This is a genomic window from Paenibacillus alba (assembly GCF_013204855.1).
Classification (GTDB): domain Bacteria; phylum Bacillota; class Bacilli; order Paenibacillales; family NBRC-103111; genus Paenibacillus_E; species Paenibacillus_E alba.
Genome location: NZ_JABMKZ010000010.1, coordinates 77636 through 100772, shown reverse-complemented (window position 1 = coordinate 100772; position 23137 = coordinate 77636). Strand labels below are relative to the sequence as shown.

General features: G+C 45.2%; 13 protein-coding genes. 6 read left to right on the top strand and 7 right to left on the bottom strand.

Annotated features, from left to right (window positions below; genetic code table 11):
* Positions 1 to 227: 227 nt before the first annotated feature.
* Positions 228 to 5528, top strand: coding sequence for an S-layer homology domain-containing protein (locus tag HQN90_RS15210; RefSeq protein WP_173220066.1), 5301 nt, complete (start codon positions 228 to 230; stop codon positions 5526 to 5528).
* 84 nt (positions 5529 to 5612) lie between these two features.
* On the opposite strand, the gene HQN90_RS15205 is transcribed toward HQN90_RS15210, so the two are convergent.
* From HQN90_RS15205 to HQN90_RS15195, 3 genes are read right to left on the bottom strand one after another with little or no spacing between them, the layout of a single operon-like run.
* The gene (locus tag HQN90_RS15205) at positions 5613 to 6914 is read right to left on the bottom strand and encodes a protoporphyrinogen/coproporphyrinogen oxidase (RefSeq protein ID WP_173220063.1); all 1302 of its coding nucleotides are present in this window, start codon (positions 6912 to 6914) and stop codon (positions 5613 to 5615) included.
* A 14-nt stretch (positions 6915 to 6928) separates the two neighbouring features.
* Positions 6929 to 8041, bottom strand: a complete 1113-nt coding sequence (locus tag HQN90_RS15200; RefSeq protein WP_173220060.1) for a glycosyltransferase family 4 protein — start codon at positions 8039 to 8041, stop codon at positions 6929 to 6931.
* A gap of 10 nt (positions 8042 to 8051) precedes the next feature.
* Complete coding sequence (locus HQN90_RS15195) at positions 8052 to 9062, bottom strand: MraY family glycosyltransferase (protein ID WP_173220057.1); 1011 nt, start codon at positions 9060 to 9062, stop codon at positions 8052 to 8054.
* Between the two features lie 230 nt (positions 9063 to 9292).
* Here HQN90_RS15195 and HQN90_RS15190 point away from each other — a divergent pair, with 230 nt between their 5' ends.
* Genes HQN90_RS15190 through HQN90_RS15175 form a run of 4 tightly spaced genes read left to right on the top strand, consistent with a single transcriptional unit; the run spans position 9293 to position 17006 of the window.
* Positions 9293 to 10333: a Wadjet anti-phage system protein JetD domain-containing protein gene (locus HQN90_RS15190; RefSeq protein ID WP_173220054.1), complete on the top strand. Its 1041-nt coding sequence runs from the start codon at positions 9293 to 9295 to the stop codon at positions 10331 to 10333.
* Positions 10321 to 11847, top strand: coding sequence for a replicative DNA helicase (locus HQN90_RS15185; protein ID WP_173220051.1), 1527 nt, complete (start codon positions 10321 to 10323; stop codon positions 11845 to 11847). The genes HQN90_RS15190 and HQN90_RS15185 overlap by 13 nt, the downstream gene beginning before the upstream one ends.
* Entirely contained in the window at positions 11831 to 12592 is a 762-nt protein-coding gene (locus HQN90_RS15180; RefSeq protein ID WP_246362435.1) for a DUF6063 family protein, read from the top strand. The genes HQN90_RS15185 and HQN90_RS15180 overlap by 17 nt, the downstream gene beginning before the upstream one ends.
* Positions 12576 to 17006, top strand: coding sequence for a coiled-coil domain-containing protein (locus tag HQN90_RS15175; RefSeq protein ID WP_173220048.1), 4431 nt, complete (start codon positions 12576 to 12578; stop codon positions 17004 to 17006). Before HQN90_RS15180 ends, HQN90_RS15175 begins: the two co-directional genes overlap by 17 nt.
* Positions 17007 to 17084: 78 nt before the next feature.
* Here HQN90_RS15175 and HQN90_RS15170 read toward each other — a convergent pair whose 3' ends face one another.
* Genes HQN90_RS15170 through HQN90_RS15155 form a run of 4 tightly spaced genes read right to left on the bottom strand, consistent with a single transcriptional unit; the run spans position 17085 to position 22029 of the window.
* On the bottom strand, positions 17085 to 17843 hold the full coding sequence (locus HQN90_RS15170) for a PHP-associated domain-containing protein (RefSeq protein WP_173220045.1): 759 nt from the start codon (positions 17841 to 17843) through the stop codon (positions 17085 to 17087).
* On the bottom strand, positions 17840 to 18955 hold the full coding sequence (locus tag HQN90_RS15165; RefSeq protein ID WP_173220042.1) for an ABC transporter ATP-binding protein: 1116 nt from the start codon (positions 18953 to 18955) through the stop codon (positions 17840 to 17842). Before HQN90_RS15165 ends, HQN90_RS15170 begins: the two co-directional genes overlap by 4 nt.
* A gap of 1 nt (position 18956) precedes the next feature.
* Positions 18957 to 20792 (bottom strand): ABC transporter permease, encoded by a 1836-nt coding sequence (locus tag HQN90_RS15160; RefSeq protein ID WP_216855329.1) that lies wholly within the window; start codon positions 20790 to 20792, stop codon positions 18957 to 18959.
* A gap of 34 nt (positions 20793 to 20826) precedes the next feature.
* The gene (locus HQN90_RS15155) at positions 20827 to 22029 is read right to left on the bottom strand and encodes an ABC transporter substrate-binding protein (RefSeq protein WP_216855328.1); all 1203 of its coding nucleotides are present in this window, start codon (positions 22027 to 22029) and stop codon (positions 20827 to 20829) included.
* Positions 22030 to 22254: 225 nt separating this feature from the next.
* Between HQN90_RS15155 and HQN90_RS15150 the strand changes: the two genes are divergently transcribed.
* Positions 22255 to 23091: a MurR/RpiR family transcriptional regulator gene (locus tag HQN90_RS15150; RefSeq protein ID WP_173220039.1), complete on the top strand. Its 837-nt coding sequence runs from the start codon at positions 22255 to 22257 to the stop codon at positions 23089 to 23091.
* The last annotated feature ends 46 nt before the right edge of the window (positions 23092 to 23137 follow it).

Genomic DNA, 23137 nt, shown 5'->3' with positions numbered 1-23137 from the left:
ATACAGGGAAATAGGAGTACCTAAAAATTTGACAACTAAGTATGGGAAAACTTCTATGTCCATCGTTTTAAACGTGATATAAAAAAGAGAGTTAATTGTCGAAGAACGTTGGTTTTCTTTGTCCAGAGAGGGGATGGAAATGAAGCGTCGTATTGTCCGATTAAAATTGTAAGCGTTTTCCGAAGAGATGGGTTCAATTTTATGAATGATCAAAAGGGGTGTTTAGAATGAGGTTGCAATTAATTAGAAAAAAAATAAGTATTCTTCTCTGTATGACGCTGCTGATCATGTTTATACTACCCGTACAGTTGATTACAGCAGCTACGTTAAATACGGCAAATGAATGGGCTGAGGATTTTGAAAGCTTTACGACGGCAGCAACATTTGGAACAAGTGGAAATGGGGACACGCAATTCGGCTGGAAATCAAATGCGGGTACGAATCCTTGGGGTATTGTTCAAGATGGGGCTTCCAAAGCATTAAAGGTAACGAATCCAAGCACAGCATCTACAACCGTATTTATTGGGGGAACAGGAAGTTACGTGTTTGATGCTACGGATGTGCTAGTATCTGCTGATATCAAAGTAGTGACAACAGGAACAATCGCCAGCCCTTCGGGTCAAGTAGGTATCGATGCGAGACAGGCCAGTAACAGCGATTACTACAGCTTGGTTATTAAAAATGGGAATTTGCAGCTGCTTAAAAGAACTAGCAGCACTACTGCAATTATAACGCAGCAGCCCATTCCCAACTTTACGGCTAATAAATACTACACTTTAACGCTGCTTGTAAAAGGCTCTCGATTGATCGGTTCCATAGCCGGCGGACCAACTCTCACAGTTACGGATACGAGCATTACTACCGCTTCGACTAAGGTCGGCGTTAATGCAACTTCGTCCATCGAAGCTTATATAGACAACTTTCATGCTATGAAAGTGTTTCCTAACGCGCCTACTGGCTTAACTGCGGTAGCTGCTGTAGACAATCAGATAAATCTGACTTGGTCTGGAGCCGTTGGAGCGGAACAATATACGGTGAAGCGCAGCACAACGAGCGGTGGTCCGTATACGACAATTGCAACCGTCACCGATGGGGTTTATACAGATAATAGGGTGATCAATGGTACCCAATACTATTATGTTGTTAGTTCTGTTGCCAAAGCCAACAATGAGGATTACATCGACGGGTTGATCTCTTCCGAACTTCCAGTCAAAGCTCTGGCCTCCACACAAGCTCCACCTGCTGCGCCGACGCAATTCCACGGGACGCCTGGTGACGGGCAAGCTTCCTTATCTTGGAATGCAGTAGACCAAATAACGGGCTATCATATCAAACGCAGCTTAGTAAGCGGTGGTCCATACGGCGCTGAAACTGTTGTTGGCACGGTATATCCCACTTTAACCAGTTATATGGATACAGGACTAAACACAAGCAGCACCTATTATTATGTGGTTTCAGCTTTTAATTCTAAGGGAGAAAGCCCAAACTCATCAGAGGTTTCTTTATATATAGCCCCGGCTTTAGACGCACCGGAAAACTTAACGGCCATCCCAGGATATAATTCTGCCAAGCTGCAGTGGCAGCCTGTCGTCGGCGCTATCAGCTATGTGGTGAAAAGAGCGAGTACCTCTATTGGTGCTTACAGCATTGTTGCCTCTAATGTTACGGACACCACGTACACGGATACGAATCTTCAGAATGGGACGACTTATTTCTATATCGTTCAGGACGTGAATGCAAGCAGCATTCATAGTGCGAACTCCAATGAGGCTGCGGCTACCCCGCAAATGAAATATGAGTTAGACGATACACAAATTACAGCCAGCAGCTATGATGGCACACGGGATCAAGATCCGGCTTCTGGCAATAAGCAAGTCAATGTGAAGGATGATTTAACGACTCGGTGGGGAGCTGATGGGAAAGGCCAGTGGATTCAATTCGACCTCGGTAAAATATCATCCATTGGATGTATAGGTATCGCTTTTTATAAAGGGAATGAAAGATCATATTCCTTTCAAGTTCAAGCCTCGAGCGATGCAGTAACATGGCATACCCTATATAACGGAAATAGCAGCGGTGCTGTATTGGAGATGGAAAATTTTGATCTGCCTGATACGGATGCGCGTTATGTCAGAATTATTGGGAACGGGAATTCCGCTACAGACTATAACGGGTACACGGTAGTGCATCTGTATTCCCCGAATCCGAACGGTCTGGTCAATGCGCCATATTCGCAAGGAACACCTGTGACGCCAAGATCAGCCGTACGCCCATCCAAAGCGGGTTTGTATAATCCAGATGGCACCGTACATGTACTGCCTGAACCAAATAAAGTAGTGGGAAGAACCTTGAATGTCAAGGACACTGCCTATGGCGCAAAGGGAGATGGCGTGAGTGATGACAGAGCAGCCATCCAAAAAGCAGTTGACAATGCCCAGCCCGGTGATGAGGTTTATTTGCCAAATGGCGTGTATAAATTGCTCTCTGCTCATCCTACGGATGCAAATTCCCATATCCGGCTAAAGACTGGGGTGAATGTCAGAGGAGAAAGCCGTGAAGGTGCTGTTCTGCTTTCAGATATGGATAACGGGTTTGGCCCTCCTAATGACACAGGTCATGTTACAAGTACCGGCATTACGGCAGGAAGCGGTAGGGTACTATTGATATTCAGTCTCAATAATATTGTCATCTCTAATTTAACGATTACGTCTACTTGGAATAACACGTATTCGACAGACCCAGGTATTTTAAGTCCTAGCAGTGGCGGTCCTAAGACTGGCATTTATATCGATCAAGCGAATGCAGCTTCTCCTGGGCCCAATAATATTGTGATCGATCATGTGATTTTCGAGAAATTTCAACAAATGGGTATACGACTTAGCAAAGCTAGCGATGTTACCGTGAGAAATTCCATCTTCCGCAAGGCTACGGATATAGGTCCAAGTGGATCGGGCTATGGCATATCCATCCAAGGAAAGCCGAAGGACGATCATTACGGTATGAATGATGATTCGCTGAACGCTTTGGTGGAAAATAACTTCTTTGATGGAACAGTTGCTTTGCGGCATGGGGTCATTATTGAGTACTATTCGCATAATAATGTTGTAAGAAACAATCAATTCTCCAGCACGACACTCGACTCTATCGACCTTCATGGAGAAAATGAGTACCTGAATGAAGTGTACGGAAACACGATTGACGGGGTACGCAGAGGAGCCGGTGTTGGCTTGGGTAATACAGGCGGCGGTTTCCCGAGCAATCACAGTGAATCAGGTCCATACAACTATATTCACGATAATACGATTAGAAATTCAGCAGAAGGCATTTCTCTCACGATGAATTCGCCTGATACTATCATTGAGAACAACAAGATTGAGCTTGATGATACTTTAATTCGTACAAACGACAATCAAGATATTATCGGGATTAGCATTTTGAATGCACCTAGAAGCGTTGTAAGAGGAAATATTATACAAAATTTCACCAAAACAGATCATCCGATTGTAGCTGACTATGATATCGGTGATACGAATGCCAATTTCGTCGGAGCTGGGGATCCGCGAGATATTCAACTGATTGGCAATACGATTGTTGGTAATGCCAATGGTATTAAGATTATCAAAGGGTCTGGCATGGTCATGCAAGATAACCATTTAAACAATACTCTTTATAACGTGGATAACTCTTCAGGAAATGTCGTCTATGACTCGCTAATTCATGCCTCTGAAGATGCATGGGTGGAGGCAGCGAATCCACAGCAAAATTATGGCACAGGATCTTCTGACAAAGCGAAGAATCTTACAGTGAAAAGCAGTGGTAGTGTCAACGGCATAGCTTATTTCAAATACGATTTGAGCGGTGTGAACGGGAAAACGAATGCCGCGCTGCAGTTAAGTGGAAAGCTAACAGACAGCAATCCAGGTGATGAAACAGTCGTCCTAAGCGTGTATGGATTGAACGATAGCAGTTGGAGTGAAAATACGATAAATTGGAGCAATTCACCCAATCATAGCCCGGGCAGCGCGGATGTCGCAGGCGAAGGTCAGACCGCTTTTTATCTCGGCAGCTTTACAATGAAAGGCTATAAAGTAGATTCTTATGATATATCCACCAAGACATTATCTGATTTTGTCCTTGCCAAACAAGGTGGTATGGCAACATTTATGGTTGTAGACTCGAAGAAACAAGGAATAAACCTAGAAATTTATGCAAAGGAAAAAGAATTTGAATCGCTCAGACCATCGTTGAAATTAGCTTCTTCTGTGTCAATGAACCCAGATTCAAGGGACACGCCAACTGTTATACCTAATACTAAAACGGATCAAGTCAGTACAATTAAATCAGAAATTAAAATCGTTGACGGGAAGCAGGTAGCTCTAGCTCAAGTAGACGATCAGATCATTGATGCTGCGCTGAAAAACAGCAGCAGCGGCAAGCTTATTCTAACAGTGGACACTAGTGTGAACGTAGATCAAACTAGGGTGACCTTAACGAACAACGCGCTGCAAAAAGTCGCAGCGGAGGCAGCGATCAAATCCGTAAGAGTGCAAACCAAAACAGGGAGCTATGAGCTTCCGGCAAAGCAGATCCATGTTCAAGATTTGGCAGCCAAGCTTGGTGTATCGAAGGACCAAATCACTGTAGAAGTGACTATTGGCAGAAATGCGGCTGAGGCGGAGAAGGCGAGAGCGAGAGCTTCCGCTCAAGAGGTGCTTGGCGCAGTCGAGTTTACAGTTAAGGTCATGTCTACGGACGGAAAGATGGTAGAGATTTCTAGCTTCTCGCAATATGTGCCGCGTTTCATTAATACGGAGACGGTTTTAGCCGGGCGTCCTATGGCGGCGGTTCGCGTGGAGACGGATAGCAACGGGAATGTCGTGTACCAACCGGTTCCTTTCACTGTTTCCGGAACAGAAGCTACGATCTACAGCAGAACGAACAGTACTTACTTGCTGCTGGATAACAATGTCACCTTTGCTGATGTGAATCATCATTGGGCCAAAGATGACATTGAGCGCATGGCGAGCAAAATGATTGTGCAAGGCGTTTCCAAGGCGGATTTTTTACCGGACCAAGCGGTAACCCGTGCGGAATTTGCCGCACTGATCGCTCGGACAATCGGACTGAACGCTGTCGCTTCGCCGAAAAGCCGATTTGCCGATGTTCGTTCCAGTGACTGGTTTGAGGGCCAAGTGTACGCTGCAGCGGAAGCAGGTATCGTAACTGGTTACGAAGATCAGACATTCCATCCGAATCAGTCTATATCTCGCCAAGAGATGGCAGTAATGATCTATCGTGCAATGAACTTTGCCGGATACACCAACAGCAGCAATCCAGGCGAGAAAATAACGTTTGTAGATGAGCAGTTGTTTGGAAATTGGGCAAGGGAATCCATTTATATCATCGCTAACAACCAAATTGTAGAAGGTGTGGCTTCTGGGAAATTCGATCCGGCGGCAATGGCGACTAGGGCTCAGAGCTCAGTCATTTTAAGTAGAATGCTATCCAAACTTCAATTCACTAATTAATAAATACAAAAGTCATCTTGGGCATTTATCATAAGCTCAAGATGACTTTTGTTCTTATCAGCAAAGTACTTTCACGTCGCGCATTCAAAATGTTTGTGTGACTAATGACTGCTGCGTCATTTTTTTGGTTTTCGTTAAGTTACGCAAAGTTAGTTTATTCGCCAAGTCCCAAGCCTGCTGCATATCCTCATGCTGGCTTGACCAATGCCAACTGCCATATCTTCCAATACTATAGATGCCTGCACTCTCCAAATAGTGATGAATGACTTTCGTTTTTGATGTATCTGGCAGACAATAATTGTGATCAAGATAAATGGCTTTCGTAGTGACGATCTCATCTGCATGACCGATAAACCCAATTTCAATAAGTTCCTTAATGATTGTCGGCACAATGGCTAATGCTTCCTCTTTATTGCTAAAAAATAAGGGAGAGCACTCAACATACATCGAACAGTATCCCAAAGGTGCTAGACTTGATTCAACATTGCTGTAGAAACCCACCCGATAAAAGTGCAAATGGGGGTCGGGAAAGTAAACCCAGCTCATGTCCTCTTGCAGTTGAGTTCTTTTCACCCCGAGATTCAAAATCATCCCTTTGCTGAATTTTAATTGTTTCGATAACGCTAAGATATGGTCATCCACATCGTTAATCATGCCAATTAATGAATTTAATGGCATCGTTGATACAATCGTATCCCATGACTCCGTTTCATTGTTAATGTTCATGGTCTTGTTTGTAATGTTGATAGACTTGACCTTTTTGTTGTAGTTAATTCGTAAATGATCAGCTAAAAAAAGGGGGATGCCACTCGCACCTATATCTCCTTTTGGATATACAAAATCGCCGTTATACCCAGTAACATTTCGATTCGTTCGAACATTACGGATGGTTTCGAATCTTCCGACACCAATCACTGACAGGTCCTGTATGCCGTACATTTTGGAATTATAATCTTTAAAAAATGAATCATATAAGGTTAAGCCATAGGATTGCTGCAGCATTTCTTCATAGTTCGTGTATTCATGATCATAATTGACCATTTGCAGCTCTTTTTTTACAGTACCTACAAATTTTTCGTCGGGGTGCCAGATATAACTTTGCTGAATAGGGAACTTGAAAAATTGTTCATGCAAATAAACAAATGCCTTGCGAGTATGTGCTTTTAGATCGAGACCTTTGAGGATATCCAAAACTGCAGGTGATCTTTGATAATGGAACCAGTGACCACCTACATCAAATCCAAAAGTTCCAACGCTTGTCTCTACTTTATAAGATAAAGCCTTCCCGCCGATACGCTCACAGGATTCAAGTATATTGACTTCATCTCTAGAAGCCTTTGCAAATGAAAGACCTGTCACTCCTGCTCCAATAACATGAATAGTCATTGTGTTCCCTCACCTTATTCTAAGCCTAAGCTTTGTATAATAAAATGATTTACTTTCCGCACATCGTATTTTCTCTCGGCAATCTCTCGGCTCTTTTTTCCCATAATGGGAACAAGACCGGGATCAATTATGAATTTCTCCATTGCCATAGCAAGCGATCGAGAATCTTTTGGAGGAATTAAAAAGCCATTTTCATTGTTTTCAACGGTTTCTCTGCATCCAGGGCAATCTGTAGTGACAACTGGCAATCCCATGGCCATAGCTTCCAATGTGGATTTTGGTGTACCTTCTCGATAAGAGGGTAAAACAAATACACTGGCATCGGCTAAAAATGGACGTACATCTGTTGTTTCGCCTAGATAATCGATGATTCCTTGATGTACCCATTCATTTATTAAGTCTCGCTTTATTGCACTAGGGTTATTAACAAAAGGACCAAGCAGTTTGAATTTAATATGGGGGTACTTTTGTTTTAGTATCTTTGCGGCTTCTATAAACTCAAAAATACCTTTGTCAGCTATAATTCTAGAAATAACTAGGAAGGAAAGAGGATTAATTGTAGGAGGAGAGTAGGTGAATTTATGTATGTTTACACCCGACCCATTTACAATTACCGCTTCATTGGATGTGCTGATTAATTGAAGAGATTTAAATAATAATAGATCGTCAGGATTCTCGAAAAAAATTTTATGACTAGTTTTTAATGAAAACTTGTATAGTATTTTCACGATAAGGAGAAGAATTTTATGCATCATTGTGTTCCCGATAAAAACGTACCCTATTCCTGTTACGAATGAGCATGTACTTTTTATTTTGGCCAACCGTGCGGCATATGCTCCATAAAGGATAGGCTTTAAAGAGTAACAGATAACCATGTCTGGTTGCAGGCTCTTTAGTCTTTTGACCAGCATGTAAATGGTGTAGATATCATAGAATACATTTAAGCCAGTGTTATTGAGTGGGGTTTTGATGAATTTGACGCCAATCGCTGCAAGCTCGTGCTGAAAGCTATCATCAGGTGCTAAAGCTATTATTTCATTCCCATCTTTCATTAAGTTTTCTAGCAAGTCCCAGCTAAAATGGATATAGTATTTAGAATAAGGAACAATAAATACAATTTTGGCCATAGTCCCTCCTTTAAGAATGTTGTGATTCGCTAATATCAACGTTGCTTAAGAGCCATCCGATTACGGTTAAAAGGATTGTGATTAGAAGGAAGCTATAGAGCGCCGGGCTGCCTGAATAAAAGAACATCAAGGAAATGGAGCCTAGTAATATACCAAATAAGTAGGTTGATATGACCGTACGCTTGACCGAATAACCGAGTTTAACTAACCGCAGCGCGAAATGATCTTTCGTACCCTGCCATGGCGGAATGCCCGATTTAATGCGTAAGAAAGAAATGAATATCGTCTCGAAGATGGGTATGCCAAGTATAATAACTGGCACTACGACCTGACTATTTGCCTGATATTGGAACATAGTTGTTGTTGAACAGGCAATGAGAAATCCTAAAAATAAACTTCCCGTATCCCCCATGAAAATCTGCGCAGGATTAAAATTAAAGATCAGAAATCCGAAACAGGCCCCCGCTATAGATAAAAACAGCAATGCACTCATGATTTCTCCGAGTTCCAGACAAATTATGGCTAGGAAAATAGATGAAATAGCAGCCACACCAGAGGACAAGCCATCCATGATGTCAATTAGATTAAAAGCATTAGACAAGCCTACTATCCATAGAATCGTTACAATAATGTCTAGTTGTTCTAGTCCGGTTAAGTGGATTCTAATTCCAATTAACCATGCCAAGGATGCCGCGATGATCTGAAAGGATATTTTAGTTAGAGGGCGAAGATTGTACATATCATCCGTTAAACCTGTCGCAATTATCATAAAACAGGCAATAAGCAAACCGATTAGCACCAAAGAAATCATCATCTTGTACAGTAAAATCATGAAGACAGATGTAATCAAAACGGAAATAAAAATAGATATCCCGCCTAAATAGGGCGTATTTATTGTGTGTGTCTTTAGCGTGGTATTCGATACATCTAGTATCCTATATCGTAAAGCAATACCTTTGACGAATGGCGTAAATAATAAGCTCAATAGAAAAGAAGTCAATAAAGTGATGCCTATAAACATATTTAATGGTTCCTTTCCTACGTATTTGTATTTAATTCTAGATACATATCGTATCATTTCATAGGTAAATAGTAAATTAATTTTCAAAAATTTCCCTTTTTATGGCCGGCTTGAGCACCGCGGCTGTACTTCGGAGATTAAGCGGAGCGGCTTCCTAGAAGGTTCCAAATCCTTCTGCCATTGATATTTTGCTATAATAGGCATATATTCTCAAACAGGAGCATTTGGACATGGAACTCATTTCGAAAATACGATCGCATTTACAATCTATAAAGAACAAGAAAGTGTCTCTTGAAGAATTAGAAGCCATAGCTCAACCGTGTACCTATGAAGAATTCTCTAGGTTGATACTAGAGCTTGAAACTGCGGGAATTCTCCAGATCGTTCAGCGTTCAGGGAGAACGGTTAAGCCGCCGTTTCTTGCCTATCAATATAGCGTGCAGAAGAGTCATTTCATGCAAGATATGCATAAGGATATCCATCGAGTCAGATTGCAACTGAGCCCATTGATAAACCTTGATGCTTACTATTCATTGACATCTAGCATTTGGGAGGAAGATAGGCCTTTTATTGAACGAATAGATGCTTATTTGAAGAATAATACGCTCCCAAGCATTCCCGCACCCGAACCGGAGCGAAGCTTCGAGCTTGTGGCTGATGAGAAGTGGATAACGGAGAAGCAGGGGAAAGAACTGCTGACCCGAATTGGCGTGTGGGACAAGCTGCTAATTCTCCCTGTGGATGATCCTTTGATGTTTGCTGTGAATCCATATGGCTTAGCAGGTGCCGTTCATAAGCATCTTATTGTTGAGAATAAAACGACCTATCAAGCGCTGCTGCAAGTTTTGCCGGATGTTCCGTTCGCGACGCTAATCTTCGGTGGCGGTTATCGCGTTACCAAAAGTATTGAGCTGCTGCCGATGCAGCTTCCGCTCAGAGACGCTGCTCATGAGTTCTATTACTTTGGCGATATCGATAAAGAAGGAATCCATATTTGGCATCTGTTCAATGAGCGTGTGCTTGCTCTATTTGGCAAGCCGGCTAGCCCGGCCCTTCCCTTCTATAGAGCATGCCTGAGCAGGGAGTCTGCTTCCGGCAAAGAAAACCAACGTGATAATGAGCAGGCGTTAGAGGCATTTGTGTCTCATTTTACAGAGCAAGAACAAATGATAATTAAGCGCTGTTTAACAGCAGGCGGTTATTTCCCACAAGAAATATTGCCTACACATGAGCTTTGTACGATTTGGAGGAAGACAGCATGGATTACGTAGAAATTGGTCAAGTTGTTTCCGGGTTTCGGGAGCGCATGACCAAGCTGGCACTTTTTGATCCTCTGTATGAGCTGCAGAGAAAGCGCCAAACAGATCGGCAAAATAAACCAATTGATTTCATGGAGCTTGGGCTCTTGACGCTGCTGTACTTCTTTGAGCAGAAGCTGATGCGCAACAATAAGGCGAGTGTCAAAGATTTAGCTGAGTTTCTTGTGAAGGTGACGGGGATTTTCATCGATTTGGACGATGTTGGATTCGAGGATCTCGCCAGACAGATCACGCAAGTGTTTCGCCCGACGACGGGGAAGAAACGGGATTTTACATTTATGAATTGGGAATCTGGGTTGACGGAGCATATTTATATATCGATTCTGAAAGCCAATGCCTTCGATCTAAAAACGAACACGCAGTATTACACGCTTGACGAGGATGGGTTGGAGCTTATTTTCGCGACCAAGGAATTTTATACGGAATTTCAACTGTCGATTCATCAGCTGGTGCTGCGTAAGCAGTTGGAAAAGGGCGAGTTCGAAGGCGCACTGCGACAAATTAATGAGATGCGGATTGATGTGGAAGCTCTGCAGGAGCGGATGGTCAAGCTGGAGCACGAACTCAAAAGAAATATCGTGTCGGAAGAAACGTTCGGACGGTATAAAGGTTTGCTGGAAGATATTTATTTGCGCTTGCAGATGGAGAATGAAGAATTTGAAGAGCTGCGGCAATTTGTGAAGGAAACCAAGGATCGTGTTCAGGCACAAACCGTCAGACAAGCGGATCAGCGGCCATATGAGTTGATTTTACGCATATCCAATGAGCTGGAGAAGGTGCATGGCGAGCATTCGGCTCTTTTTCATCAGAGTATGGTGCTCAAATCCCATGCCCTAGGCGCGGCGCAAGAATCTTTGTATTATACGGGGCTGGATTCGTTTAATTTTGATCAGGACATTGCTTCGCTTATCTTCAGTACGCCACTGCCTTTGGAGACGATGAAAGGTGTGCTGGCTCCGTTCTTGCCAGTTCAAGAGACGAAGATGTGGTCGCTTTTGACCGTATGGGCGGAGCAAAATATGCTCGAAGACGGCAGCGGACAGGAGCGGGATGACAAGTTCCTGGAGCTTGGCGGAGACAGCGAGGAGTATCGATATCAGACGATGCAGAAAAAGTTGTATAAGTTGCTTATGGAGCTGCTGCTGCAAAAGATGGAAGATCAGGGCCAGGTGGAATTGCATTCGTTTATTCAGCTATTTCAAACGAGCGAGCATGCCAATTTGCTGGGTGAGAGAGCTTTTTATGATTTTTGGATTTATTTGCATCAAAGAAGCCCCCTTCGCGCAGATGACGAAGCTAATCAGCCAAATGAACAGCAGGGAACGCTGCTGGAAGACATGTATATGCTTCTGGGAAGCCGCTGTTTGGTCATAACAGAACTTAAGGAAATTAGGAAGGTCAACGATAGATTTAGCATACAGAATATGTTGATTTCGTGGGGAGAACAGGATGACAATCGGACTTGAGAACGAAACAGTAATGAGGGCTTTTCGCATCTATACCTTGCTCGCTCGCGATAACGCGGTGGGCAAAGAATGGCTTCAAACCTACATGGCAGACGACGTGGTACGTGGACTTGTGGATCAATTTGCGCGAGAAGTCGACTGCGTAACGATCATTGCCGGCGAACAGCTGTATATGATACCGGAGACACGGCTATCGCCTTTTCATATGAACAACGAAGTGATTAAACGCTCTTATCTGCGGGCGAATGCCGTGAATGCGGATCTGTATTTGATGTATGTCAGCATCATTGTGCTGGTTGGCGCCTTTTATGACAGCTACCAAACGATGGAGCCTACGAGAAGTTTTATCGGAATTGAAGAGTGGACAGCGCTTGTGAATGAGCGAATTGCGTTATTGAAGGCTCATCCTGAAGCAGAATTAAGAGAGATGGAGCAAGAATTTTCCTACAATTGGACGGCTTTGATTGAAAAATGGAGCGCCATGGACGATATCAAAGAGACTGCGGCAAGGCAAAGCGGGAATACGATTAGTCGGGTCAGCTTTATGGACTCTGTCCGCAAGTTTTTGGTCGCGCAAGAGCTGGTCATCGATATCGGCAATCAGGAAATTACGTTGACCGAAAAGGCCAAAGTCGTGGTTCAGCGCTATTTTATGGAACTGGAATATAACCGTGGCATTTTAGAGTTTTTATATCAAAGTGTTGCGTTTGAGGGGGAGGGAAGCGAACATGCCAGCGATCTCTAAAATACGGTTTACGAATGTGGTCTATGAGGATGGAAATAAGCGCTATAATGACGAATTGTTTCATTTCGATGGGCATAATGGTGCGATTTTGCTGGAAAATGGCGGGGGCAAGACGGTTTTTATTCAGTCTGCCATTCAAGCCATACTCCCGCATGCGGAGCTTGCCGGACGTAAAATGAAGGACACGTTAAGTCTCGAAAACGGGCCTGCGCATATCGCGATCGAGTGGATTCTAAGTGAACGGCCGCGTCGCTATGTGGTAACGTGTGTCAGCTTATTTTTGACAGCAACAGGAATAGACTCCTATCGGTATGTGTATGATTATCCGGAGCTTGATGCAGATGCCATTGACCGGATTCCTTTTGTGAAGGAAAGTGCGGGCAGTCTTCGATCAGCCGATAAAGGCGAAATTCATGATTATTACCACCAAATGACGTCGAAAAAAATGAACGCGAAGCTGCCGTCCACGGTGAAGGAATACAAGAAAATATTGGAGAACGATTACCACATTATCGCCTCAGAGTGGGACCGCATTGCCAAAATCAATAGCTCAGAGGGCGGTGTTGAAAGCTTTTTTGATGAATGCAAAACGACGAGCCAATTGTTCGATCGCCTGCTGATCCCGACGGTCGAAGACGCGATGGCTGGTTATGAGCAAGGCGAGTTTGCCAATAATTTTGAAATGCACAGGGACAGCTTCAAAAAATATAAAGAGTTAAAAGAAAAAATCGAGGAAAATAAAAAAATTCTCGTTGAGTTGGATAGCTATGTGCTGCATTTTGCCAAAATGGATACGAAGCAGTTGGCCTATGCAGCCACTCAAGCTGAAACGAAGGCCTATTGGCTGCTCGTGAATGAGCAGAAGAAGGAGGAAAGCGCCAAGCTATCGCAATGGCATAATCAGATGTCAGAATGCGATCAGCAGCTGCAATTGTTGGCTCGGAAGAAAGAATCCCTTCACATTGCGAAGCAAAAGCAAGAGCTGGCTGCCTTGGAAACTAAGCTTAGATTGGTTGAAGAAGATGTTGAGCAGAAAGAAGTGCAAGTACGAGGTGCTAAGCAGCACTACTACTCTTTGCGTTTGGCTGATTACAAGCAGCAATGGACCTCTGCGGAAGAGCGGATGAACTATTTGCAGCGGGAGCTTGACCAGTTCGGCAATACCCAAGAAGAAGATGAACTTCGGGAAGCATGGCTGAGCAATAGTGGGCAAATTCGCAGTATTTACATGAAGCTCGAGCAAGAGCTGCAGGCTGAAGAAGAGAAACTTAAGCAGGAAATAGAGGCTCATCAGAATAGAATGGCCTTAGAAGAAACCATTTTAGCAGAATTATCAAACGAACTGGAACAGTTGAATAAACAGCTCATTGAACATAGATCTATCGTGCAGGCACGTGAGAAAGATAAAGAGGCGATAAGGGCCGACGTCTTGGCCAATCCTGCCGTTGAGAGCATGGAGGGCAGTATGACAGACTGGATTCTGCGCTATCAGAAGTTGGATGACAGCAATGTGCTGCTTGTGCAGAAGAACAAAGACTTGACATTTGGTAAAGAAGAAGGGCAGCGAGAGCTGGAAAGCGTAAGTGAGAACCTCAAGATCGCCTACGTAGAACGTGCCAGTTCAGAGCAAAATCTCGAGGCCTTTAAAAAAGAGCAGCACGCCATGCTGTCTGAAATTGCAGCGTACAGGGCTTCATGGGGGAGACTGTCATCTGTTTATGAGAAGCAGAGTTCAATTGAAGAGCGGCTTCGGGAGGATTTGGAAAAGCTGCACCTACAGAAGGAAGCCTACTTGCTCAAAGAGCGCCTGGCTTTCCGCTATATTGATGATTACAGCGAGCAATTCACCTTTTTTGCAGATACTTATGTGGCTGGCTTGGCAGACAAGTGGAGAAACCAGTTCGCGCTGCTGGAGACAGGAATTCAATACTTGCAGGGCTTGGAGCTGACTGAGCGGGCGATGACGCATCCCCTCTGGTCCGTGACGCTAATTACGACGGAAAATGAGGTTGAACGATTAGTTAGCAAGCTGCGGATGCATGCGGAAGATATGCAGTTTCCGATTCAAGTGATTTCTTCGCTGGAAGCATCGCAAATTGCCAATAGGGAAGTACCGGCAGCTGTGGAAGCCAGAGCTTGGGTTGAGCCGCAGCATTGGCGTGATAATGCGGATGAAACGGAATTTGCAAGCTGGAAGCACGCGATCGTCCACAAAGGGGAAGAGGTTCGAACGACGCGAAAAGAAAAGGAACGCGACTTGCAGCGCACATCCGATCTTCAAGCCTCTTTTAGCCGATTCATCATGGTATACCCCCTAGAGGTAGTGCAAGAAATGGAAAGATTAGTAGGGCTTAAACGTGAACGCGTGCGTGAACTAGAGAGCCAAGGGGATGCTGTCAGAAAATCTGTACATCAGGCTGACCAGATGATTCAGCAGCACAATGCCATTATGGATGAGCAAAAAGGCGAAATGGTTCAGCTGCAGATGTGGATTGAAAAAGGACGGAAATATGTCGAGCTGGGCAAAGAAATCGACGGCTTGAACGAGGCGATTGATCAGCTGGCTGAGCAGGCAGAAGATCAGCAAAGCAAATGGAAAAGCAGACAGCGCTCTCTGGAGCAAGTGAAGCTGCAGAGCGAATCTGTGAAAAACAGAATGAACAATGTGAGAACCGAGCAATCGAGTTTGCAGAGTCAAGATCTGTATAACGAAACTACGGATATACAGCCAATTGAAGCGAGTCATAGCCTGGATTGGCTCAAGACAGAAAGAAAAGATTTGCATCTCAAATTAAATCACATATCGCAAGGGCGCCAGCAGCTGGAAACCGAGTGGAATCATGCCAAGACCAGCCGAATATCGCTGGAAAAGGAGATGAATAAGCTCCGATTGGAACAAGCGGACTTGAAATTGAATGAGGATCTTGCTTACTCCATTACCGGCGAAGAACAGATGTCGCAGCTGCTGTCGGAGCTTAAGGATCATGAAGCACGATTGTCTCGCAACAAGGAAGAATTCACGCGAGTTGAGAAGCAATATGATGCGCTGGCAACAAGGATCAAGCTGCTCATTGAGCAGTTTGGCGCTGCCCATTCGGGCGGGCTGCCGGTAGTCTTCACGGACTCGCTCACTGTGGTGGATGAACAAGTTCAACGCGAGGATACACGTCTGCAACAGCAGAAGACAGGCCTACAGCAGCAGCATCTGCAAATACAGGCTCAATTAGGTAAAATCGAAGACGTTATCCAATACCTCAATCAATACAAAATCATGCACGGGTTTGAAAATCCGCTCATTCAGGCAGCATTTATCACGCAGGAGCAGAAAGCGGAATTCCCTTATGACCGAATGAACATCGTCAAAAAGTCAGTCCATCTACTGTCTGGCGTGATAAAGGAGTTGGAAGCCGAAGAATCATTCGTGAAAAAGGCCAGACTTCATTTCATTGATTTTTGCCGGAAACAAATCAAAGATGTCAAAATGAGAGAAATGGCTGAGCAAGGTGTCGAGAAAAAAGACAATTATCAGGAACTGACGCAATTCCAGCACAAAATGCACAGCAGGATTGAACGTGTCAATCACGTTGCTGAAGAAACGATGCGTACGCATAATCAGCAGCTCGAGCAGTATATCATTCATGTACACAGCCATATGAAACTGATTGCTTCAGAACTGCGAGACATTCCTAATAAAACCAGAGTCAAGGTTGAGGATCAGTGGAAGCACATTTACTCATTCCAAATTCCCGAATGGGATGAGCTGGAGGCCAAGGATCATCTGCGCAAGCATTTGGAATGGATTTTGGCCGAGCTGGAGAAAGGGCATTACCGCGATGACAACGGGCAGGAAGTGAAATCGACGGTTCGCAAGGAGATTGAAAAGTGGCTGGATACGAAGCAGCTGCTTCAAATTGTTCTGCAAGATCAAGCGATGAAAGTATCGTGCCGCAAAGTAACCAATGAAAACAACGTGACGAAAGCTTCTTTCTCTTGGGAACAGTCGAATAACTGGTCTGGCGGGGAAAAATGGAGTAAGAACATGACTTTATTCTTGGGTCTGCTCAACTATGTCGCAGAGAAACGCCAGCATATTCAAGCGAATATGAAGCGGCATCGTACCGTGATCCTGGATAATCCTTTCGGTAAGGCATCGAGCGACCATGTACTCAGTCCGGTATTTTTTATTGCCGAGCAGCTTGGTTTCCAAATCATTGCGCTAACCGCGCATGCGGAAGGCAAATTTCTCAAAGACTATTTCCCAGTTGTCTTTAGCTGCAGACTTAGACAAGCGGCGAATGGAAGCAAGCTGGTCATGACCAAGGAGAAGGAAATTAATCAGGCTTATTTCCGCGACCATGCGCCGATTACGTTGGAACGGCTTGGGGATATCAAACAGATCGAATTATTTATTTAGCTTATACACAACAAAAAAGTCTGCTTGATCCTCAGCTGTTAGGCTGGAGATTAGGCAGACTTTTTCTCTGAATCCGTCCTACGGATGTCCTCCTGAAGCTTTCATCAGCCGCTTGACGGTTTCAGCAGCTTTCACCTTAGTATCCAGACACGGAGATATCTCTAAGCGATACGTTCCTGCTTGCAAACAGCTTTTCAAGTCATCGATGGAGCCGCAGTCTGCCTGCATCACGTTCCATACACTGCCGAATTGCAGAGGATGATGCGTGTCGCTTCCGGCTACAACGGGGATTCCGAGTGTTTGACCTAGGGCGTTGACTTTATTTTGCATGACGTCAATGCCATATTTGTATAAATCCTTGGCATTCAAATCCAAGGCATCAAGCTGCTGGAGCGATGCATGCGGAATACCGGTTAGCGGATTATCCGCACGATAGGGATGCGCTCCAATTTTGAGTACGTTGTAAGATGAAGCCATGTCTAGCAGAGCTTCCATGCCAATGAACTGACCCTCGGCTTCATAGCCGTTCAGCTGCTGGCGAAGTTCACGGATGGTATCACGGCAAGCGATGAACAGGATGTGCCCGCCTTCTTTCACATCGATCTCCATGCCCGGAAAAAGCTTGAAGCCGTCGATATCATAATAATGCTGCTTGTACGCAAAGTGTTGATCCAGTGTCTCATAGATATCATTGAAACGAAGGGTGTTGAAGTGCTCGGTTAATGCTGTGGCGCTTAGTCCTGCCTGACGTGCTTCTTGGATGCTTTCCAGGAAATAAGAATAAGAAAACATTACACTTTTGGTTAGTTTTACGTGCGTATGAAAATCAATCTTCATCGTTGCAGAGCTCCTCCTTGCGGGATCAAACTTCCTGACTTGCGGTTGTAGACATTTACTTTTTCACTGGGAAAGGTAACCCAAACGGTGCTGTCGGTTTCGAAATCAGCCTCGCCAATGGTTTTAGCCATCAGGGTGACCTCGCCATGCTGAAGCTGAATCAATGTTTCTGAGCCAGCAGGAAATACGGAATAAATTTGGCAAGGAATGCCGCCTGGAATCGGTACTTCAGACAGATGAAGGTCCTCTGGCTTCAGCGCCAGGACAACCTCATCGTCAGAGGGCTTATCTTGCAGTGGGAGGTGGAGTAATCCAAGTTCGGACTGGATCTGCCACAGTTCCCCGGCCTTGGCAATCGAGGCTGGGACGAAGTTAATGCTCGGATTGCCAATGAAGTCAGCCACTTCGAGTGTAGCCGGATTGCGATATAACCCTCGCGGAGTATCGACCTGCACCAGCTGCCCTTTGAAGAACACAGCAATTTTCGTGGAAAGCGTCAGCGCTTCGACCTGGTCATGGGTGACGTAGATAATCGTTGTTTTCAAATCCCGATGCAGTCGTTTTAGCTCGGCCCTCATTTCGATCCGCAGCTTCGCATCGAGATTGGAAAGCGGCTCATCCAACAGCAAAATTGTGGGTTCGGTCACGATGGCACGCGCAATCGCTACCCGCTGCTGTTGGCCGCCTGATAATTCAGAGGGATAACGGTCTTTCAACTCCCGGATCCGCATCTTCTCCAGCGACTCTTCGACCTTGCGCTTGATGTCGGGCTTGCCCAGCTTTTTGATGCTGAGTCCGAACGCGATATTTTCATAAACGGTCATGTGCGGCCATAAGGCATAACTTTGGAACACTAGGCTAAGTCCTCTGTCTCCGGGAGCCGTATGCTGATGCAGGGCAGCGTTATCTACGATATTGCCGCTGATAGTAACTATTCCGGCATTGGGCTGCTCAAGCCCGGCGATAATTCGAAGCGTCGTCGTTTTACCGCAGCCGGACGGGCCAAGAAAGGTCATGAAGTCGCCTTCCTGTATCGTTAGGTTCACATTGTTTAATACGTGATTTCCGTCAAAAGTTTTGCCTACTTGCTTCAGTTGAATCATCGTCCCCATGTTATCCTCCAATACCTTTGGTCAGGTCCGCTTTTCCAATCTTCGTTGCCACGGCATATACCACCATGATAATGACGATGATGATCACGATGATCGCATTCGTCAGTTGAAAGAAGCCTTTTTCTGCATACCAGAAGGTGAGTGTAGTCAGCGTCCCGGTCTTAGGTGTAATTAATAAAATAATGGAATCCATCTCTTTCATGGCGCCAATAAAAACAATGAGAAAGCTGCTGATCAGACTATTGCGGCTTAACGGCAGCAGGATGCGGTAGAAACGCTTGAACCAGGAAGCTCCTTGCATGCGTGCCGCTTCTTCCAATTCTCCGCCGATTTGCAGCATGGCGCTGCTGCCGGCTCTTGTCGCGAACGGCAAATCCTTGACGACAGTAATCAAGATAATAAGCGATAAAGTCCCATACAGCGCTGGGAGCAGCAAGGTTGGTTTGGCGAACATCGAAATGTATATCGCGGCAAGCGAAATGCCTGGAATCAAGTAAGGCAGAAAGGAGACATGCTCTACCGTGCGGGCAAGCCGCAGCTTGCGTCCCCGTGACACGACATAGCCGAGAATAAGTCCGGCAACAGCGGCGCAAGCGGAAGAGACGAGCGCGATATGTACCGAATTTTTGAGCGCCAGCAGCAGCTCATTATTGCGCAGAACACCCACTTCACCGGAGGCAATTTTGAAATTGGATTCACCGATCCACCAGTGCAAGGTTAAATTGCTCAGGCTATAATTGCCATCCTTCAGCATGAACGTTTGCCATACAAGCAGTAGGAGCGGAGCAATGCCGATGAGCAGCATGAACAGCAGGATACCGACGGCCAGAGGCATTCTCCACTTGCCCAGCGGCGTAAGCGTTCTGCGCCCGCCTTTGCCGCCGATGGTCACGAAGCTTTTGCGTTTGCCGATCATTCTTTGATTCAAATAGATCGTCAGCATCGAGATCAGCATGAGAATGAGGCTCAGAATATACGCTTCCGTCACCATTCTGTTCCTCATCGCGCTATAGAGCATGGTAGAAATCGTGTAGTATTTAACGGGTAATCCGAGGAGCGCTGGCACGCCGAAGGAGCCCATTGCTTTGGTGAACGTCAAAATAAATGCGGACAAAATAGCAGGCAGTACTAAAGGAAGTGTAATTTTTCGTAAAATCGTCAGGCGGCCCGCTCCGAGCAGGCTTGCGGTTTCTTCAAGCTGACTGTTCATTGAGCTTAAAGCTACGGCGACAAGGAGATAGAAGAAAACACTGTCATGAATCGTAAGCGTTGTGACAATCGGGACATAGCCATAAGAAAGCCAATCGGGCGGCTGGACATGGAAGACAGCTTGAAAAATGCCTTCGCTGCCGCCGATTTTTTGATTTTTGAACACCATCATCCAAGCGATCGACAGGATCCAGGATGGAAGCATATGCGGCACGACCGCAAGGAAAGCGATCGTTTTCTTAAAAGGCACATCGGTGCGCGTGACAAACCAGGCAAGAGCCGTACCTAACGCCATAGAGGCGAAAGATACGACTACACTGGTGCTAATGGAGTTGAGCATGGGCTTATAGAATAAAGATTTGCTTAAATCGCTCGTTAGAATGCGACTCCAATGATACCAGGTGAAGTAGCCAGGTTTGGCATCCGGCGAGACGCGGACATCCTGCTGCTGCCACAAAAAGGTGGTCTTCACGATTTCCCATAAGGGGACAATGATCGTATAAGTAAGAAAGCAGAGTGCCAGCAAGCCGATGAGATATACCGGGTTCGTGAGTAGGCTTTTTGCCATATTGAGTGTGCGTCTCAGGTATAGGCTCGAAGTGCGGCCCCGGCCTTTGCTTAATTCCATGGATGTAATCTCCTTAGCAGGATCAGCTTGACCCTTATTTCAATTTGATGACAAAATCTCTGACTTTCGTGGCATTGTCGTAGAAGCCCTTATGATCATAAGCCCACATATTTAATTTCTCGTAAGGTATGGCATTTTTCGTTTTGACATCGGACCGTGGAACCCATGCGCCTAGTTCGTTGAAAGGCTCCACGCCTGCGCCTTGCCCGTCGGTTTCGCCCATCATCCAGCGAATGAACAGCTTGCCGGCATTTTCGTGCGGCGCATTTTTGACCATATAGAGATAACCGGCATCCGGTACAGAGGTCTTGGGCTTAAGGTCATAAATAGGCGCTACCTTGAGGCCGTCGTCTTCAATTTTGCGCTCGTCGCCAGAAACGGCAATCCCTACTGCCGGGCTTTTTGTGCCTGCTTTGCCGATAGCATCGAGCACGTCGCTGCTGCCTTTGAGAATGACGGGATTGTTGGCATACAGCTGTTTGATAAATTCATATCCGGCATTCGGAGTTCCGGTTAATTCAATGTCCTTACCGAATTTATCTTTATAAGCTTTCTTCATATCCTCACTGTTGACGACCATGGCGGTAAACAAGTCCATAAATGCAGGGGAGATTAACGGATCGACCAGGTATGATTTGCCTTTCCACTCTGGCGTAGTCAAGTCCCACCAATTGGAGACGGGTGCTTTACTGTAAGCTTCTGTATTGTAGTATAAGGTGCGCATTTCCAAATAGTTGGCATACCCGTCTTTGGTTCGAAACGGCTCATCCACCTTAGGCGCAATATCCTCAGGCAAATAGGTATACACGCGGCCAGGCTTCACCATTTCTTCGCCAACAGCACCGCTGACTTCTTTGGTAATAATGACATCGGCATTGTTAAGTCCTGCATCTTGCTCACGCATCAGCTTGTCCATTAATTCATTGGACTTAAGCTTGAATACTTCCACGCTAATGCCGGGATATTTGGCTTCAAACGTTTTCTTTGCATCGTTAGCGCGTGCGGAAGGCGAGTAGACAACAAGCTTGCCTTCCTTTTTTGCTTTTTCATAGAGCTCTTCCGATGTCTCTGTTTTCATTTTGGCTGCCGCAGTGGCTTGTGTGGTGGCTGCTGCTGTGGGCTTCACGCTGCTGTTAGCAGCTTGATCCTTCGGGGGAGCCGTTGTTCCGCAGGCAGAGAGAACGGATAGAGCCATGAAGCTGGCAAGCAGTGCAGTTGGTTTCATGAATGGATGCATAGTTTGGTAAACCCTCCTGATTCGTTGATAGCTTCATTGTAGATGACGTTTATTAAATGGGTGTAAAATACATGTGTTGAATATGTAAATTAAATTACAAGAATATAAATATGTAAATTATTTATCTATAATCTCGTTTTACAATGAAATAAAACTTACATTCTCTATTTTGTGAGTGGAATACGGTATAATGGAATCATTATTGCCATAAGGAGTCCTATAACCATGACGAAGAAGTTTAATTGGGATTTGGAAGCTTTGACCAAGAATCAGCAAAAGATCGCTGACTATATAGAAAAAAATGTGAGCCGACTTCCTTATCTGACCGAGCTCGATATGGCGGAGGAATTGAAAATCAGCATCGCTTCAGTGTCCCGTTTTTGGAAAGTAGTCGGCTACAAAAATTTGAAGGATTTTAAGCTGTCGCTTATTAGAAGCAACCCGATATCCCCGGCTAATAAAATGCAGCATACGATCGACGAGGTTGAGACCGAGGATCTGCCCGGCAGCATGCTGGAGCGCGGCATCCAGTATTTGCGAGAGACGGGCTCGGAGCTGTCGCGCGTGGATTTTCACAAAGCGGTGGAGGCCGTTTACCAAGCCCGCAGGGTCTACATTTTTGCGCCTGGCCCCTCTGAAGGTCTCGGGAATTTGCTGCAATTCAGGTTGAGTCGGTTCGGATTCGCTGTCCACATGATGGCCAAAAGTGGTCATGAGCTGTATGAAGCGCTGATGCACCTGAGCGAACGGGACACCGTAGTGATCTTCGGCTTCGTCAATATGCTGCCTGAGACGGATGTTCTGCTCCAGCATGCCAAAGAAGCAGGATACAAGACGATTCTGATCACAGATTGTCTGGTTTCGGAGATGAATGCGAATGCGGATATGGTCTTGTATGCGCTGCGGGGGCAAGTGTGGGAGTTCCATTCCATGGTCGCGCCAACGATGCTGGTCGAGAGTCTGGTCATCGGTGTCGGCATGCGCAGCAAAGAATCGGCGTTAGGCAAATTGGAGAAGCTCAACAAGCTTCGCAAGCGATATGCGGCACATATACCTAAATAATACCTTTACAATTCAAGGGTTGTTTGTGTAATGAAAATATAATAAC